This window comes from Pseudomonas sp. TWRC1-2 (assembly GCF_049896685.1).
Taxonomy (GTDB): Bacteria; Pseudomonadota; Gammaproteobacteria; order Pseudomonadales; family Pseudomonadaceae; genus Aquipseudomonas.
On sequence record NZ_JAFCUU010000004.1, the window covers coordinates 55,740 to 73,622 of the forward strand.

The following is a 17,883-nucleotide window of genomic DNA, read 5'->3' on the forward strand; positions in this document are numbered from 1 at the left end:
GATTTAATTATCGTTTTGGCACGTCCCCTGCTGTCAGATGACCACACACCCACGAATCAGGTCTGACAAGGGCACCCTCGATATGAGCAGCGAATTACAAAGTGATTTCCTCCCTGCGGCGCTGTGGAATAACAGGCTGTTCACGGGCACTTGGACGACGACGGCCAGCTCTGCAGATGTGCTGGAACCGGCGACGGGCCACACGCTCGGTAGCCTGGCCTGCGCTGATGCCCGCCAAGTGGCGCAATCAGCCCAGGCGGCCAGCCTCGCGCAAAGCGCATGGTTCCAATTGCACTACGACGAGCGCTCGGCCGTACTACGCCGGGCTGCAAAAACCGCAGAGGACAATTTTGAGGCCATCGTGCAATGGCTGATTCAGGAAAGTGGTTCCACGCGACCCAAGGCGGAGTTTGAAACTAGCCTTAGCATCAAGGTGCTCCATGAGAGCGCGGCCATGCCGTCTCGAAGCCAAGGCGAGGTGTTGCCCTCAAGCGCTGGGCGTTTAAGCATTGCTCGCCGTCGACCGCTAGGCGTGGTCGGGGTTATTTCGCCGTTCAACTTCCCTTTGTACTTGGCCATCCGCGCGGTCGCCCCAGCCCTGGCGACAGGCAACGGTGTGGTGCTAAAGCCCGACTTACGTACGGCGGTATGCGGCGGTTTTGTCATCGCCCGGATCTTCGAATTGGCAGGTCTTCCGATGGGCCTGTTGCACGTTTTACCAGGAGGAGCGGAAGCCGGCGCCGCGCTCACCAGCGATCCGCACGTGGCGATGATTCAGTTCACCGGCTCCACCGGTGCCGGTCGCAAGGTCGGTGAGGCCGCGGGCCGTAACCTGAAAAAAGTCTCCTTGGAACTGGGCGGAAAAAACGCCCTTATTGTGCTGGACGACGCCGACCTGGAGCTGGCCCTGGCCAATGCCACCTGGGGCGTCTATCTGCATCAGGGGCAAATCTGCATGTCGACTGGCCGCCTGCTGGTGCAACGGGGCATTTACGAGCGCCTGCTGGAAAAGTTGGTGGCCAAGGCCAACAGCCTTGTGGTTGGCGACCCCGCCAGTGGACAGGTACATCTGGGGCCTTTGATCAATCGCCAGCAACGTGACCATGCGCTGCATGTCGTCAATGCCTCCGTGCAGGCAGGTGCGACGCTGGCGGCAGGAGGCACATCGGAGGGACTGTTCTTCAAACCCACCGTACTCAGCGGTGTGACCCGCGACAACCCGGCGTTTCACGAAGAGATTTTCGGCCCTGTGGCCGTGGTCGTGCCGTTTGACACTGATGCCGAGGCCATCGAATTGGCCAATGACACCGAGTATGGACTGTCGGCCGCCATTCTTTCTCAGAACGTTGGCCGTGCGCTGAAGCTAGGCGAGCAGCTTAGAGTCGGCCTCCTGCACATCAACGACCAGACAGTAAACGACGAAGTGGTTAATCCGTTCGGTGGCGTGGGCGCCTCCGGCAACGGGACCAGTATTGGCGGGCCAGCCAATTGGGAAGAATTCACACAATGGCAGTGGCTCACCGTTAAAGGTGAAGCACCGGCTTATCCGCTTTAAAACCAGGAGAACAAAAATAATGAGCACCCAAGTCTACCGCCCCATAACTGCTGCTATTACCCGAGGTAAAGGTGCGCCTTTCGTGCTGGAAAATGCGCGGATTCGAGAACCGCGGGGCGATGAAGTACTCGTACGTATCGTTGCCACCGGCATGTGTCACACCGATATGATCGTCCGCGACCAGTACTACCCCGTGCCGTTACCGGCGGTACTGGGCCACGAAGGCTCAGGCATCGTCGAGGCCGTGGGCCCGCTTGTCCAGGGCCTGCAAGTGGGCGACCATGTGGTGCTCACCTACGGCTATTGCGGCCAATGCCTGTCTTGCGGTGCCGGGCACATGTCCTACTGCCAGGAGTTTTTTGGCCGTAACTTCAGTGGCGGCGATCCGGAGGGCGGCAGCGCGTTGCAGGATGAGGCGGGATCCCGTCTGAACGATCACTTTTTCGCCCAATCGTCGTTTGCCAGCTTTGCACTGAGTCGTGAAAACAACGCGATCAAAGTCAGTCGCCAAGCACCGCTTGAATTGCTCGGCCCGCTCGGTTGCGGGATCCAGACCGGGGCCGGGGCGGTAATCAACTCGCTGAAGGTCACCCCCGGCAGCAGCTTCGCCGCGTTTGGCGGGGGGGCAGTGGGCCTGAGCGCAGTACTCGCTGCACGGGTCGCGGGCGCCACCACCATCATTGCCGTGGATGTGGTGCCGTCACGGTTGACCTTGGCCACGGAGTTGGGTGCGACCCATGTCATCAATAGCAAGGACACTGACCCGGTAGCGGCCATCCGCGAGATCACAGGCGGCGGTGTCAATTTTGCCCTGGAGTCTACGGGGCGTCCGGCGGTGCTGCGTCTAGCCGTCGATGCGCTCGGCAGTCGCGGCAGCCTCGGCGTCGTTGGCGCACCCGCGCTAGGCACCACCGCCGAGTTCGACGTCAATGATCTGCTGCTGGGCGGCAAGACCATTCGCGGCATCGTCGAAGGCGATAGCGTGCCGAAGAAGTTCATCCCGGAACTGGTGAACCTCTATCTGCAGGGGCGCTTTCCCTTCGACAAGTTGGTGAAATTCTACCGCTTCGACGAGATCAACCAGGCCGCTGAGGACAGCGAGAAAGGCATAACGCTCAAGCCGATCATTCGCATCGCGCCATAACCTTTTGACCCGGAGCAGTGATGCTCCGGGCCATATCACGCAAATAAAAACAAGAAAGGTAGTCGAACATGCGACTTATATCTCGCGTTTACGTGGGCGCCATGGCGCTCGCCCTGGGTTCCCCCCCCGCCTGGGCAGTCGACGTCAATGTTGGCGATTATACAGCCCTTCCCGCTGGCACCAGTGTCGCGGCCTGGTATCAGCAATACAGTCATTCCGACCGCTACGATACGGACGGGGCCGGAGACAGCCGTCGTCAGACCAGCCTGAAATCCAATATCAGCATCCTGCGTCTGATCCACTTCACCGAGATTGGCGGAATCACGGTCGACCCACAGATTCTCCTGCCGTTTGGACATGTCTACGACGCGCGTATCGGTGGGCATGCGCTGGGCAGTGCCAGTGGCTTGGCCGACCCTATTTTGGGCGCGACCTTCTGGTTGGTTAACCAGCCAGAGGCCGGCGTCAGCGGTCGCTACTTCGGCATTACACCTTTGCTCTACCTGCCTTGGGGCAACTACGATCGTCACGACGCGCTGAACCTGGGCGAAAACCGTTACAAAGGCGACCTGCAGCTGGGCTGGGTCGAACCGCTGTGGGGCAAACTGGGCATGGAGCTGTACGGCGATGTCGTAGCCTATGGTCACAACGCTAATGCAGGCACTGGAAATCAGACCCTCAAACAGGACCCCACCTACCAGGTGCAGAGCAATCTGCGCTATGACTTTAATCCGACGCAGCGCATGGCCCTCGGCTACAGCGCCAGCATCGGCGGTAAGCAATATCTGGACGGTGATTACACAGGGCAGAAGACCGAGGTTCAGCAGGTACGAATGGAGTTTCAACAGATGGTCGGACGCACCGTCCAACTTAGCGCGCAATTGACCCACGACGTGCGAGCTGTCGGTGGCTTTCAGGAGGACGTTGGTATTAATTTGCGTGCGCTGTTGGTGTTCTGATTGTTATGCAGATATTGACCTTGCTGGTCGTTGGGTATAAATCAGTGGCTATCGCGGGCCCTGCCTATGCTGTGTGGTCCGAGCAGTAATCCCTATAATTATTAGAGGTGTCTTTAATGGATGCCCACGCCTTGGTCGACCAGCAACGCCTTTTCCATGCCCGTAGGCGTTTCAGTGAAGGCGCAGACTTGCCTGTCGGTCTGGTTCCCCCCGTCGTAGCCGAATCGTGGTTTCGCTCACGTGCAAGCGGCCTGCTGCCGTCAGACCATTGGCGAGCAGGCCCTGAGAGCCTGATCCCGCTGAACGACAACGATCGTTCACTGGCTGAGTATGTCGGGCCTCAGATCGATCGGTTATGGCAGCAAATAGGTGGGGCCTCGTGGACATTGTTCTGCGTCAACCCGCAGGGGGTTATCGTCCACGCCAGGCAGGCGCCTGAGTTATATGGACCTCTACGCGAGCTGCAGGTCGGTCGGCGAATCCAGGAGGCGGATCTCGGAACTACGGCACCCAGTTGCACCATTGCCACCTGTGCCCCGACTGTGCTGATTGGCAACCAGCATTATCTCAACGACTTCGGCAACATATTCTGCGCAAGTGTCCCCATTCGCGGCTTGAACGGGGATTTCATCGGCGGGCTTGATATCACGGGCACTGGCGAACGGCAGATTGCAGCGGTCCTGGAGCAACTGAGCCATGCCGCTATGGCAGCTGAAAATCTGCTATTTGGCACGCTAAAGAACTGCCAGATCCTGTCTCTCCAGCATGATCGGCGTCTGCTGGGCACCCCGTTGCAAGGACTGATCGCGATCGACTCCAGAGGGCGTATTTGTAACGCCAATCGCGCCGCACAACGCCTGTTGGGGCTAGAGCAATTCGCCCCAATCGAGTGCCACATCGAGCAGTTGTTTGAAACCCGAACCGTCGCCAGCGCGGAGCACGCCCAACAGCTAACCCTCACGGATGGCTCGCGTTTATACGCCAAGATGCTGTTACCGGAATCCAAGATCATCGTCTCAAGTCCGCAATTGTCGACCCCTATGGGCACAGACCCCACTGTTAACCGGCAACTGGCACAAGCACACAAGGCGTTCGCCGCTGGCGTGCCGATTATGCTGCAGGGTGAAACCGGCACCGGCAAGGAAGTCTTCGCTCGTGCGCTGCACGAGCATTTGCATCCTGAAGCGCCCTTCGTTGCGATCAATTGCTCCGCAATTCCGGAAAGCCTGATTGAGTCCGAACTCTTCGGCTATGCCGAAGGCACCTTCACCGGTGCGCGCAAAGGCGGCTACGCTGGGCAACTTGCCGCCGCCAACGGCGGCACTTTGCTGCTGGACGAGATCGGCGACATGCCGTTCGCCCTTCAAACCCGCTTGCTACGGGTGCTTCAAGAGCGAGAAATATCACGTCTGGGTAGCGCCGTGCGCACCCCCTTGGACGTCAGACTGATCAGCGCCACCCACTGTAATCTGGCTGAGCGCATCGCTCACAAGGCGTTTCGCGAAGATTTGTATTACCGCCTCAATGGCCTGGCTATTACCCTACCGGCGCTGCGTGAGCGCACTGATTTCGCCGTATTAGTGGAACGGCTGCGCCAGCGTTTCGACGCCCCACCACTGCATCCAGATGCGTTGCTGGCACTGCAAGAACAGGCCTGGCCGGGGAATATTCGTCAGTTAGAGCAAACCCTTCGATTGGCGAGTGCCCTTGCAGGCAATGACATGATGATCATGCTTGAGGGCCTATCACTGTCGGTTGCGCCACCGCCTACAAAAGCGCCGATGGATCTGAGGCAGACGCAGCAACGCGCAATTGAAAGTGCTTTGCAGGTTAATGGCGGCAACATAAGTGCCACAGCTCGACAGTTGGGCATATCGAGGACGACTTTGTACAAGAAAAAGTACGGGCGCGGATGAGAACGCTTTTGCGGCCTGGGAAATGCAAACTCCAGCAGGTCCGAACCACGAGATGGTACTTAAATAGATTGGGTGTAAACGAAGAAAACCGCGGTATCACGATCTACGTTCATTCCACTCATTTTTGGCGTGTTGGTGTCGTTGGGTTACCGCACCAGCGCCCCTCGTGACCTGCTTTGAACCTGCGGATCAGCCAGTAAGCGTGCGAGAAACCAAGCATCTTCAAGTCCCTGCCCTGCGCCGGCACCCTTGATGGGGGAGCATGGCGTGAGCAGCATCGCCAATCAGAGCTACGCGTCCATGGACATACCCAGAAAGTTCGTCCACATCATGGAGTGCCCAAAGGGTGGGCGAAGGAATGCACTGTTCCTCAACGCGCCTCAAAACCGAGTGAAGATTTTGGCTCGCATTTATAGAGTGCGATAACCAGGGCCAGCTCCCACACCGTTCCCTCTTCGGGCAACAGCCCGATGCGGCAGATCACGCCAAAAACGGCTCCCGCGGTCGAGCCATCAAATGAAAAAACTACATATTTCCTGCTATTTGGGATTTTGTAATATTTTATCTTTACAGGATTTTTGCTTAGTAATAGATTTGGCCGTAGTCGAGGACACCTGCCTGCCCCAGACAATAAAAACAATAAGAGGTACGTTCATGCACACACCTACCCCCAGCAATATCCTCTGCGACGTAGTGGACGCCCGGCCTGTCACTCGCTTGCAATGGGAGCTGCTCGCCCTCTGCGTACTGGTTGCAGTGCTTGACGGGTTCGATACCCAGATCGTCGGATTCCTGGTAACGGCCATGGCTTCGACCTTGAACGTGACGCCCCAAGCCCTGGCCCCGGTGTTCGCGGCAGGTTTATTGGGTTTGATGCTCGGCGCCCTGCTACTTGCCCCTATGGCGGACCGCCTGGGGCGCAAGAAGATTCTAGTGCTGTCGATCCTGTTGTTCGGCACATTCGCGTTACTGACCGCTTTTGTTAACAGCGTTCCGCAATTGCTGGTCGTGCGCTTCCTGACCGGTATAGGTCTTGGCGGCGCGATCCCCAACCTGGTGGCGCTGATCTCTGAATACAGCCCACGGCGTTATGCGCGCAGTGCCGTCACACTGCTGTTCTGTGGCATGCCACTGGGCGCGATGCTGGCAGGTTTGACGGTCGACCAACTCCTCGCCACCTGGGGATGGGAAAACCTTTTCCTGATTGGTGGCGCGCTGCCCTTGCTGGTCGCCGGCGTCGTGGCACGGCGGCTTCCGGAGTCGGTTGAGTTCCTCAGTCGCAAGCCCGGCAGTCGCCCTGCCCTGAGCGCTATCATCAAGCGGCTCGCACCCGATCTCGCTGAACTGCCCGCCAGCCTTGGCCGTCCGCGTCAACAGGCAACCTCCTCTACTTCCCTGAGCCGTCTTTTCACCGCCGGCATGTGGCGTCGCACACTGTTACTCTGGCTGCCGTACGCCATGAACCTGCTGATTTTGTACTTCATCATGAGCTGGATCCCGACACTGCTGGTGGCAGCCCATGCACCGCTAAGCATGGGGATCCGCGCGATTATTCTGTTCAGCCTGGGAGGTGTGATCGGCTCAGTGATACAAGGCTGGCTGATGAACCGTTGGGGCTCGGTCAATGTGCTGACCCTCGAGTTCATGGGCTACCTGGCGGTCGTGCTGGCGCTCAGCCAATTGCCGGTTTCGCTTTATTCGCTTTTCCCCGCGATGCTGGCGCTGGGCATTCTGGTACAGGGCGCGCAGGCCGGTCTTAACGCTTTAGCCGCCGAGTTGTACCCACAGGAAATACGCTCCACAGGTATCGGCTGGGCATTAGGCGTCGGGCGCGTGGGTTCCATTACAGGGCCTGTTTGCGGAGGCTTGATGCTGGCGGCCGGCTGGGTTTTGACAGAGATCCTCATCGCAGCGTTGATCCCGGGCGCCATCGCGCTGACGGCGATTACCTTGCTGCGACTGGACCCCGCAAGCAAGCAACAACCAACACGCTCACAAAGCGAACGGGCGCTGATGCGCTCAAAGACCTGCCCGCCTGGGGTTGAGTGAAATCGGCTTTCTGCCGGTTATTGCCAGCCCTGGCAAAGTGCTCCCCTCCAGTTCATTCCGGCCGGCCGCCCCGGCCTGGATGAAGCCGAGTGATATCGTCAAAATCGAAATCGAGCGAATTGGTATCCTGCGCACCAGTAATGTAGACGAGCGCTGACATGCAAAAACCGTTTGATTGCGAAGACAACACCGAGCACCTGGCTGACAGCAAAGGCTCCAGCCTGGAGCGGATGTTGCGAATCCTGGACCTGTTTACCGAGCGCCATCCAATCTGGACGGTCGATGGGATGGGAAATGCGCTGGGGTTCACACGCTCCACCGCCTACCGTTACGTACGTGAACTGGCCGAGGCCAATTTGCTGTTTCAGGTAGAGGCCGGGCGCTACGCTCTGGGCGCGAGAATCATCACTTGGGATCGCCAACTGCGCGTCAGTGATCCGCTGGTTCGTGCCGCACATGCACTCGAGCCCAGCTTTCCAAAGTGGGGCGCTGAGCAAGCATGGCTGGTGTGCCGATCGTTCAAGGATCAAGTGGTCTGCGTCCATCAAACCGGCAATCTGTCCAATCAGGTGAGCTATTCACGAGGCTCGCCAAGACCGTTGTTCATGGGCGCCACTTCCAAAGTCATTCTGGCCAATATGGGCTCGCGACACCAAAGCCGGATATTTCTGGAAAACCCGAGTGATGTCGAATCCAGCAACCTGGGTAAGACGTGGGAGCAATTCCGACGCTCGCTGCAGCGCCTGCGCCGCCAGGGATATGTGCTGAGCATCAGCGAAGTGGATGCTGACGTCTTCGGCCTGGCGGCGCCCATATTCGATGGCGACGGCAAAGTCGTGGGTAGCATCAGTTGCGTGCGCCCGACCTCGCAACGCGACAGCGAACAGGATGAAGTGCAAGGCCAGCAGATCCTCACCCTTGCCGACAATCTTTCACAACTCATGACCGCACTGGCGCACAGAGCAGAACTTCTGGACTGACCTGTGCGCAGGTCATCTACGGATGAGGGACGTAACACCGGACGCATCGCCACGGTCGGCAAACCCATCAATCGCGTTGCCCTTGAACTCGGCGGCAACGCCCTACTGATGGTGTTCAGCGACGTTTGGCTTTCACCAGCTCAGCAATCAAAAAATCCCTGAACGCTGAAACCGCTGCCGGCAAATTGCGCCCAGCCATGCTCTGCAGTTCGATGCGGCGTGCCTGCATGCCTTCATCAAGGATCGGCACGCATTGCAGCGCCTTGTCCTCCACCTGCTTGTGCAAGGTCATTTCGCTGGCCAGGCTGATAACGCCTTCTTCGCGGACGAAGCTGTAGAGCGCGGCAACGTAATTGGTGGTCAACACCGGGTCGAACAACAACCCCTGTACGCCGCAACAGATGTCAAACAGCTGCCGTATGGTGGTGTCAGCCTTGGGTAACGCAATGGGCCAGGGTTGCAACTCGGCGAGGGTGACCGCTTCACGCCCGGCCAAGGGATGAGAATTGGAGACCACGGCGAAAATCGCCCCGCTCAGGACATGTTCAACCTTGATTTCCTTTTGCGGCGTCAGGCTGAAGGTCATCGCCAGATCGGCTTCGCCGGAACGAACTTTCTCAGTTGCTTGCGCAGGCGCACAGACCTCCAATGTGAAATGAATGCCCTGATACTCACGCCTGAACGCGCTGATGCTCCTGGGCATGTATTCCAGTGCAAATCCTTCCGAGCAAGCAACATGCACATGGCCCCGCCGCAAGCCATGCAGCTCGGTAATTTCCAGCACCACCTGCTCGGCCTCAAGCTGCGACTTGCGCGCATATGCCGCCAATCGCGCCCCCGCCTCGCTGAGCACCATGCCCCGGGCACGACGCTCAAACAGGCTGGCATCCAGAGCCACCTCAAGCTTGGAAATTTGTCGGCTCACCGCTGATGCCGCTACATTCAGCCGCAATGAGGCTTCGCTGATCGACCCGCATCGCGCGACTTCGAGAAAATAGCGCAGTGCTGTGGACTGCACGCCATACAGTTGCATCGGCGCCTCCAAGGGTTGCCTTTTCGGCAAAGGAAGTATCGAAATATTATTCTTGTGGCATTGATAGCCTTTCCCTACATTCGTGTCCAGACCAAAAAAACCTTGCCTGAGCTTTCATCCTCCTTACGCATTTGCGACCCGCTGCCCTTTGATTCAACCACACTCGCCAACGGAGACGACGGCATGGGCATCAAAGGTTTCGCCTGCAGTATTGCGCTGATGGGCATCATCATCAGTTTTCCGGCTCATGCCGGTAAAGCCAACGACACCTTGGTTTACGCTTCCGACAGCGAGCCTGAAAACATCAGTCCCTATCACAACGATTTACGCGAAGGTGTGATTCTCGGCCGGCTGATCTGGGACAACCTGATCTACCGCGATCCCAAAAGCGGCGAATACAAACCCATGCTGGCCACCAGCTGGAAACAGGTCGACGACACCACCATCGACTTCGAGCTGCGCAAAGGCGTCAAATTTCACAACGGTGACGCGTTCACCGCCGACGACGTGGTGTTCACCCTCAACTACGTGGTGTCGCCCGAAGCGAAAGTCGTTACCGTGCAAAACGTAGACTGGATCAAGAGCGCCGAAAAAACCGGTGACTACAGCGTTCGCCTGCATTTGAAGAAGCCTTTCCCTCCCGCACTGGAATACCTGTCCAACGCCGTTCCGATGTTTCCCAAGCAGTATTTCGAGAAGGTCGGCCTGGCCGAATTCAGTCGCAAGCCCATTGGCACCGGGCCGTATAAAGCCGTGTCGGTGGTGGCCGGCGAAGGCGTGACCATGGAGATCAACAAGGACTACTTCCCGGACAGCCCACAAGGCCAGCCACATATCAGCCACCTCAAGTTCCGGGTGATCCCGGATGCGGAAACCCGCCTGGCCGAGCTGATGACCGATGGTGTCGACTGGACCTGGCGTGTCACCCCGGATCAGGCAGTCGACCTCAAAGGCATGCCGAACCTGACCGTGACCAGCGGCGAAACCATGCGCATCGGCTTCCTGATTCTTGATGCTCGGGGCACCTCCACTGAAAACTCGCCGATGAAGAACCTCAAGGTGCGTCAGGCCATCAACCATGCGATCAACCGCAATGCACTGGCCACGCAATTGGTGGGTGGCGAAGCCAAACCCCTGCAGGTTGCCTGTTATCCAGGCCAGTTCGGCTGCGATACTACCGCAGCCACGGTCTACAACTATGACCCGGCCAAGGCCAAGGCGCTGCTCGCCGAAGCCGGTTACCCAAATGGCTTCGAGACAGAAATCTTCGCTTATCGCGACCGTGATTACGTCGAAGCCATCATCGGCAACCTGCGCGCCGTGGGCATCAACGCCAAGCTGCGCTACTTGAAGTACGCCGCCCTGCGCGATCAGCAACGTGGTGGCAAGGTACCCATGTCGTTTCAGGCCTGGGGCTCGTTCTCGATCCTCGACACCTCGGCGTCGGCCGGTACCTGGTTCAAGGGCAACCCGGACGACAACATCAAGGACCCACAAGTCCAGGGCTGGTTGCAGACCGCCGACAATGCCCTCGACCCGCAAGTGCGCAAGGACAACTACCGCAAGGCGTTGCAGCGCATCAGCGAGCAGGCCTATTGGGCACCGCTGTTCAACTACTCGATGAACTACGCCTACACCTCCGAACTCGCGTTCACCCCGTACCCGGATGAGCTGCCGCGTTTCGTCGAGTCCACGTGGAAGTAATGCGCAAGCTGGCGGACTGATCCAAAGGTGCCGTAGCGCCTGGACTCGTCCCTGCCACAGACACGTCCTCACACATGTCACCCAATAGATATGAGGAAACTCGCCATGCTTGGATTCCTTCTGCGCCGTCTGGGCATCGCTATTTGCGTTGCCATTACCGTGTCGGTGATCAGCTTTTCTCTTTTGCATCTGTCCGGCGACCTGGCCACTGCCATTGGCGGACCGGAAGCCACTAGCGAACAGATCGAACAGATCCGCGTGCAGTACGGTTTGAACAAACCGCTACCGACCCAGTACTTCAACTGGCTGGGCGATTTGCTACGGCTGGACCTGGGCAATTCATTTTTCTTTCAGGAGTCGGTCTACAACCTCGTCGCCAGCCGCTTGCCGATTACCCTCGGGTTGGGCGCCATGGCGTTGGGCATCGCCTTGCTGGTGGCAATTCCCCTGGGCGTGCTGGCCGCGGTCAAACGCGACACCTGGGTTGACCGACTGGCCTTGAGCATTGCGGTGCTGGGTCAGGCAATGCCAAGTTTCTGGTTTGCGCTGATGTTGATCGTGGTGTTCGCGGTGACGCTCAAGTGGCTGCCGGTGTCCGGCAACTCGACCCTGCTGCACTTCGTCATGCCGGCCATTGCCCTGGGCTACTACGCGACTCCGGCAATCATGCGGCTGACCCGCGCCGGCATGCTTGATGTGCTCAGTTCCGATTACATCCGCACCGCCCGCGCCAAGGGCCTGCGCCCTGCCCGCGTGTTGTTCAAGCACGCACTGCGCAACGCCTTGATTCCGGTAGTCGCGCTGGCCGCGGTGGAGTTCGGCTTCATGCTCGGCGGTTCGGTGGTGATCGAAACCGTGTTTTCCCTGCAAGGCATCGGGCAACTCGCCTGGGACGCCATCGCCCGTGACGACTTCCCGGTGGTACAGGCCGTGGTCCTGCTGATTGCGGTGATCTACATCATCCTCACCTTGCTGGCCGATGTGCTCAACGCACTGCTCGACCCGCGCATTCGCGTGCGCTAGGAGGCTTACATGAGCACCCCCACTATCCTCACGATCAATGACTACCTGCCACCACCGAGCAGCCTGAGCCGAGTACTTGGCAAGAGCTTTCGTCATCGTGGTTTCGCCATCGGCGCGGTGTTGTTGCTGATCATCTTCGCTGGCGCACTGTTCGCGCCGTGGTTGGCCCCTTACGACCCTTACGCGCAAGACGTGATGCTGCGCATGAAACCGCCGGTATGGATGGCCCACGGCACCTGGGAATACGTCCTTGGCACCGACAAGCTGGGCCGTGATTACCTGTCGCGACTGCTCTACGGCGCACGTATTTCGCTGTTCATCGGGATTGCGGCGGCGCTGATTTCCGGCTTTATCGGCACCGTCATGGGGCTGTTGGCGGGTTACTACGGCGGCAAGGTCGATGCGTTTATCAGCTACCTGATCACCACCCGGCTGGCGATGCCGGTCGTGATGGTCGCACTGGCCTCGGCCTCGCTGATGGGTGGCTCACTGAAAGTGGTCATCGTGCTGCTCGGCTGCCTGTTATGGGATCGCTTCGCGGTGGTGGTCAGGGCTTCGGTGCAACAGATTCGCGATGCTGAATATGTGGCGTCGGCCCAGGCGCTTGGCTGCTCGACCCTGCGCATTCTGGTCAGTGAAATTCTGCCCAATCTGGTCGGTGCACTGATCGTCGTCGCGACGCTGGAAATGGCCCACGCGATCCTGCTGGAGTCGGCACTGTCGTTCCTCGGGGTTGGTGTGCAGCCGCCGACGCCGTCCTGGGGTTTGATGATCGCTGAAGGCAAACCCTACATGTTCTTTTCCCCGTGGGTCATCGCCATTCCCGGCGTCGCCCTGATGATTCTGGTGCTGGGCATCAACCTGGTCGGCGACGGCCTGCGCGATCTGATCCTGCCCGACGGCCGTAACTGATAGACGGCCGTAACTAAAGAGGGTACCGAACATGGCACTACTCCATGTGGAAAACCTGCGCGTGGACATTCCAATGGGCAACAGCCCGACACCGGATGACATGCTGCATGCCGTGCGCGGTCTGAATTTTGAAGTCGAGCGCGGTGAAATGCTGTGCATCGTCGGCGAATCCGGCTGCGGCAAATCCCTGACCTCACTGGCGCTGATGGACCTGTTGCCACGCAAGGCCAAACGCACCGCGTCACGGCTGACGCTGGACGGTATCGACATGCTAAACCAGAGCGAGCGGCGCATGTGCGACCTGCGCGGCAACCGTCTGGCGATGATCTTCCAGGAACCGATGACCTCGCTGAACCCCGCCTACAGCATTGGCGATCAGCTCAGCGAAGTACTGACTCAGCATCGCAAGGTGTCGCGCAAGGATGCCCTGGCTCGCGCCGCGCAGATGCTGGAGAAAGTCGGTATCAGCAATGCGACCGAGCGCTTGCGTCAGTATCCGCATCAATTGTCTGGCGGTTTGCGCCAGCGGGTAATCATCGCCATGGCGTTGATGTGCGAACCGGACCTGATCATCGCAGATGAGCCAACCACGGCACTGGACGTGACTATTCAAGCGCAGATCCTGCGCTTGATTCGCGACATTCAGAAAGAACTGGGCCTGGCGGTGATCTTTATCACCCACGACCTTGGGTTGGTGGCACGGATCGCCGATCGGGTCGCAGTGATGTATGCCGGGGAAATCGTCGAAACCGCCCCTGCCCTGCAACTGTTCGAGAACCCGCAGCATCCTTACACCCGCGGTCTGCTGGCGAGTATTCCAATCCCTGGCCGGACTAAACCGGGTGAGGCGCTGGGTTCGATTCCGGGCCTTGTGCCGAGTCTGGTAGGCGAACAGCAAGGTTGTGCGTTCCGCAATCGTTGCAGCCAGGCGACACAGGACTGCGCGCAAAACATCCCCGAAGTCGAACAGGACGGACACATGGCGCGCTGCCTGCTCGCCGCACCGAACCCGGCACCGATTCGCCTTCAGGAGCGTGCAAGGTCATGAAAAAAGACATCGCTTTAGAGCTGTGTGACATCCGCCGCGAGTTTCGGATCAACAAGGGCTTTTTCAAACCCGCCGCCACCCTGAAGGCCGTGGACGGCGTTTCCCTGCGCCTGATGCGTGGCGAGACCCTGGGTCTGGTAGGCGAGTCCGGTTGCGGCAAAAGTACCCTGGCCAAGATGCTGCTCGGTCTGTTGCCGCCTACCAGCGGCGATGTGCTGGTCAATGGCAAACATCTGGCGGCGACTGATCGCAAGGAAATGTCCCGGCATATCCAGCCGATTTTCCAGGACCCGTACTCCTCGCTGAACCCACGCAAGACCCTGCGCGAAATCGTCACCCTTCCGCTGATCGTGCACGACATCGGCAGCACCGCCGAGCGACGCAAGAAGACCGAAGAGATGCTTGATGTGGTCGGCCTGCCCAAGCGGGTGATCGACAGCTACCCGAGCCAGCTGTCTGGCGGGCAACGCCAGCGGGTGGCGATTGCACGGGCGCTGATCATGCGCCCTGATGTATTGATCTGCGACGAGCCCACATCAGCGCTGGATGTGTCGGTGCAGGCGCAGATCCTCAATCTGCTGCAAGACCTCAAGCGCGAATTCGGCCTGACCTATCTGCTGATCAGCCATAACCTGGCGGTCATCGAACACCTCGCAGACCGGGTCGCAGTGATGTATCTGGGGCGCATCGTCGAAGAACGCACTCGCGAATCGTTGTTCGCCAACCCCGGCCACCCTTATACCCGCGCCTTGCTGGATTCGGTGCTCACGCCCGATCCGCGCCTGGGCATTCCTGAAATCGGCCTGCACGGCGCCTTCCCCAACCCCATGTCACCGCCGTCCGGTTGCGCCTTTCATCCGCGCTGCCCGAGCTGCTTCGCCCCCTGCACAACGGCCTATCCGGCCAATGGTCCGCTTATCGGCGGCAACGTGCGTTGCCACCTTCACGACAATTCTGCCCAAACACTGGAGCTTATCCACTCATGAGTCGTTCACTGGCCATCAGCAACACCACAGAGCAATTCGACAACGGCGATTTTTTTAATCTGCTCGAACGTAGCGTCGCCTTGCACACCGAAAGCCAGGCAGCGGACAGCCAGCCCGAGCTGTATCGCTACCTCAATGATTTCATCACCCCGCATGTCGAGGCGATGGGCTTCAGCGTCATGGTCTATAACAACCCGGTGGCAGAACGCGGCCCCTTCCTGATCGCCACACGCATTGAACATCCAGAACTGCCGACCGTGCTGAGCTACGGCCACGGTGATGTGGTGCGCGGCTATGAAGCGCAATGGCGTGAAGGCTTGTCGCCGTGGCAAGTCACGGTCGAAGGCGATCGCTGGTACGGCCGCGGCACGGCGGATAACAAAGGCCAGCACCTGATCAACCTGACCGCGCTGGAGCAAACGCTCAAGGCTCGCGACGGCAAGCTGGGTTTCAATGTCAAGCTGCTGTTGGAAATGGGCGAAGAAGAAGGCTCGCCGGGCTTGAATGCGTTCTGTGCCGCACACAGTAAAGAGCTCGCGGCGGATGTTTTCATCGCCTCGGACGGCCCGCGCCTGGCGGCATCACGCCCGACGATTTTTCTCGGCTCACGCGGTGTATTCAACTTCGAGCTGGTGGTCAATTTGCGCGAAGGCGCTCATCACTCCGGCAACTGGGGCGGGTTGCTGGCCAACCCCGGCATTATTCTGGCCAATGCCATCGCGAGCATGGTCGATGAACACGGTCGGGTGAAAGTTGCGGGCCTGATGCCCGAGACACTGCCGGAGCCGGTTCGGCAGGCACTGGCCGATATTGACGTCGGTGGCGGACCGGGCGATCCGGAAATCGACGCCAACTGGGGTAACCCGCAGCTCTCGCTGAGCGAAAAGGTGTTCGGCTGGAACACCCTCGACGTCATCGCCTTCAAGACCGGCAACCCGGACGCCCCTGTACATGCGATCCCTGGCAAGGCCAACGCCCACTGCCATATCCGCTTCGTGGTAAACAGCGACTACACGACCTTTATCCCGGCTGTACGTGCCCACCTGGATGCTCATGGTTTCAGCAATGTCGAGGTCAAGCAAAGCCGCATCGATGTGATGCATGCCACTCGGCTGGATCCGCAAAGCCCGTGGGTCAGTTGGGCGCTCAGCTCCCTGGCACAGACCACCGGCAAAAAGCCTGCGCTGCTGCCAAACCTCGGCGGCTCGCTGCCCAACGACGTGTTTGCGGACGTGCTCGGCCTGCCAACATTGTGGGTGCCGCACTCGTACCCTGCATGCTCGCAACATGCGCCGAACGAGCACTTGCTGGCACCGGTGGTCAAGGAAAGCCTGCAAATCATGGCCGGGCTGTTCTGGGACCTGGGCAACGACGCGGCACGCCTGACCCAGGAACATCAGTTACGGGAGCAAGCGCAATGAGCGCCACCCCACAACAGGCGCTGGGCTGGCTGGCTGACCAGCGCCAAGCCATGGAAACGCTGCTGCAGCGCATCGTCGACACCGACTCCAACAGCTATGACAAGGCGGGCGTCGACGCTGTGGGCGCGCTGCTCGCGGCTGAACTGGAAGCCGACGGCATCCTGCTCAAGCGCATACCGGTCGATGGTTTTGGCGACGTGATGCTCGCCGAAGTGCCAGGCGAATCTGGAAAGCCGGTGTTGCTGCTGGGCCATCGCGACACGGTTTTCCCCAAAGGTACCACCACGACTCGCGGCTACAGCCGCGACACCCATTTCGCCTATGGCCCTGGTGTCGCCGATATGAAAGGTGGCCTGGTGCTCAATTGCTTCGCTCTCAAGGCACTCAAGCGCGCCGGTCGGTTGCCCTATCCGGTGCAGGTTCTGTACACCGGTGACGAAGAAATCGGCTCCGGCAGCGCCAGAACCCATATCGAAAAGGCCGCCCGAGCCGCCCGCGCCGTGCTCAATACCGAGCCCGGCCGGGCCAGCGGTAACGTGGTCAGCGCACGCAAGGGCGGTGCCACGCTGATCATCGAAGTCAGCGGCCGCGCGGCACATTCGGGGGTCAACCATGCCGACGGAGCCAGCGCCATAGAGGCCCTGGCGCGCAAGATCGTCAAGCTCCATGCCTTGACCGATTACCCGGCAGGCATCACCACGAACGTAGGCCTGATATCCGGTGGCACCTCCAGCAACACCGTCGCGCCTAGCGCCTGCGCCCGGCTGGACGTGCGCTTCATCGAACTCAAGCACTGGGACCAGATCTTCACCGCAATCCAGTCCATCGTTGCAGAAGAAGAACTGATCGGTACCAGCGCCGTCCTCAAGGAAGCGACGACCTTTCTACCGATGGAAGCACATCACAGCGAACGCCTGCTGCACATCTACCAGCAAAAAGCGCTGGCGCTGGGTTTCAGCGTCGAAGGCGAGTTCACCGGCGGTTGCGCCGACTCCGGATTCACCGCCAGCCTGGGCATTCCAACCCTGTGTGGCCTGGGCCCAGTGGGTGGCAAGGTCCACACTGATCGTGAATACCTGGAACTGGACACGCTGGTGCCTCGCGCCCTGGCGTTGGTGGCGACCATTCTGGCTGTCGGCGACAGCGTTTGAGG

General features: G+C 59.5%; 14 protein-coding genes and 1 pseudogene. 13 read left to right on the forward strand and 2 right to left on the reverse strand.

All coding sequences use genetic code 11. The features are described from left to right. The first annotated feature begins 82 nt into the window (after nt 1-82). From ACP7B3_RS12740 to ACP7B3_RS12755, 4 genes are all read left to right on the forward strand, one after another. Nucleotides 83-1,555: a benzaldehyde dehydrogenase gene (locus tag ACP7B3_RS12740; RefSeq protein ID WP_426179002.1), complete on the forward strand. Its 1,473-nt coding sequence runs from the start codon at nt 83-85 to the stop codon at nt 1,553-1,555. A 19-nt stretch (nt 1,556-1,574) separates the two neighbouring features. Then, nucleotides 1,575-2,699 carry an NAD(P)-dependent alcohol dehydrogenase gene (locus tag ACP7B3_RS12745; RefSeq protein WP_369302640.1) on the forward strand — a complete coding sequence of 375 codons (1,125 nt, stop codon included), beginning with the start codon at nt 1,575-1,577 and terminating at the stop codon, nt 2,697-2,699. A gap of 101 nt (nt 2,700-2,800) precedes the next feature. Next, nucleotides 2,801-3,658: a transporter gene (locus tag ACP7B3_RS12750; protein ID WP_426179004.1), complete on the forward strand. Its 858-nt coding sequence runs from the start codon at nt 2,801-2,803 to the stop codon at nt 3,656-3,658. A 116-nt stretch (nt 3,659-3,774) separates the two neighbouring features. Beyond that, on the forward strand, nt 3,775-5,574 hold the full coding sequence (locus ACP7B3_RS12755; protein ID WP_145166163.1) for a sigma-54-dependent Fis family transcriptional regulator: 1,800 nt from the start codon (nt 3,775-3,777) through the stop codon (nt 5,572-5,574). A 173-nt stretch (nt 5,575-5,747) separates the two neighbouring features. Here ACP7B3_RS12755 and ACP7B3_RS12760 read toward each other — a convergent pair. After that, nucleotides 5,748-5,940: pseudogene (locus tag ACP7B3_RS12760) on the reverse strand (FAD-dependent monooxygenase); the annotation flags it as partial. A gap of 150 nt (nt 5,941-6,090) precedes the next feature. Here ACP7B3_RS12760 and ACP7B3_RS12765 point away from each other — a divergent pair. Together ACP7B3_RS12765 and ACP7B3_RS12770 are read left to right on the forward strand one after the other, a co-directional pair. Beyond that, nucleotides 6,091-7,623, forward strand: a complete 1,533-nt coding sequence (locus tag ACP7B3_RS12765) for an MFS transporter (protein ID WP_426179006.1) — start codon at nt 6,091-6,093, stop codon at nt 7,621-7,623. Between the two features lie 158 nt (nt 7,624-7,781). Next, nucleotides 7,782-8,603: an IclR family transcriptional regulator gene (locus ACP7B3_RS12770; protein ID WP_242193620.1), complete on the forward strand. Its 822-nt coding sequence runs from the start codon at nt 7,782-7,784 to the stop codon at nt 8,601-8,603. 115 nt (nt 8,604-8,718) lie between these two features. On the opposite strand, the gene ACP7B3_RS12775 is transcribed toward ACP7B3_RS12770, so the two are convergent. Next, nucleotides 8,719-9,636, reverse strand: coding sequence for a LysR substrate-binding domain-containing protein (locus ACP7B3_RS12775; protein ID WP_426179009.1), 918 nt, complete (start codon nt 9,634-9,636; stop codon nt 8,719-8,721). A 183-nt stretch (nt 9,637-9,819) separates the two neighbouring features. On the opposite strand from ACP7B3_RS12775, the gene ACP7B3_RS12780 reads away from it, so the two are divergent. The 7 genes from ACP7B3_RS12780 to ACP7B3_RS12810 all read left to right on the forward strand — a co-directional run bounded on the left by ACP7B3_RS12780 (nt 9,820) and on the right by ACP7B3_RS12810 (nt 17,881). Continuing rightward, on the forward strand, nt 9,820-11,340 hold the full coding sequence (locus tag ACP7B3_RS12780; RefSeq protein ID WP_145166158.1) for an ABC transporter substrate-binding protein: 1,521 nt from the start codon (nt 9,820-9,822) through the stop codon (nt 11,338-11,340). A 105-nt stretch (nt 11,341-11,445) separates the two neighbouring features. After that, nucleotides 11,446-12,363, forward strand: coding sequence for an ABC transporter permease (locus ACP7B3_RS12785; protein WP_024077467.1), 918 nt, complete (start codon nt 11,446-11,448; stop codon nt 12,361-12,363). 9 nt (nt 12,364-12,372) lie between these two features. Further along, nucleotides 12,373-13,275, forward strand: coding sequence for an ABC transporter permease (locus ACP7B3_RS12790; protein ID WP_426179011.1), 903 nt, complete (start codon nt 12,373-12,375; stop codon nt 13,273-13,275). A 31-nt stretch (nt 13,276-13,306) separates the two neighbouring features. Continuing rightward, complete coding sequence (locus tag ACP7B3_RS12795) at nt 13,307-14,323, forward strand: ABC transporter ATP-binding protein (RefSeq protein WP_426179013.1); 1,017 nt, start codon at nt 13,307-13,309, stop codon at nt 14,321-14,323. Next, a complete protein-coding gene (locus ACP7B3_RS12800) occupies nt 14,320-15,309 on the forward strand; it encodes an ABC transporter ATP-binding protein (protein ID WP_426179015.1) in 990 nt (329 codons plus the stop codon). Before ACP7B3_RS12795 ends, ACP7B3_RS12800 begins: the two co-directional genes overlap by 4 nt. Beyond that, nucleotides 15,306-16,730: a M20 family metallopeptidase gene (locus tag ACP7B3_RS12805; RefSeq protein WP_262210711.1), complete on the forward strand. Its 1,425-nt coding sequence runs from the start codon at nt 15,306-15,308 to the stop codon at nt 16,728-16,730. The genes ACP7B3_RS12800 and ACP7B3_RS12805 overlap by 4 nt, the downstream gene beginning before the upstream one ends. Further along, the gene (locus ACP7B3_RS12810; RefSeq protein ID WP_426179017.1) at nt 16,727-17,881 is read left to right on the forward strand and encodes a M20 family metallopeptidase; all 1,155 of its coding nucleotides are present in this window, start codon (nt 16,727-16,729) and stop codon (nt 17,879-17,881) included. Before ACP7B3_RS12805 ends, ACP7B3_RS12810 begins: the two co-directional genes overlap by 4 nt. Nucleotides 17,882-17,883 lie beyond the last annotated feature (2 nt).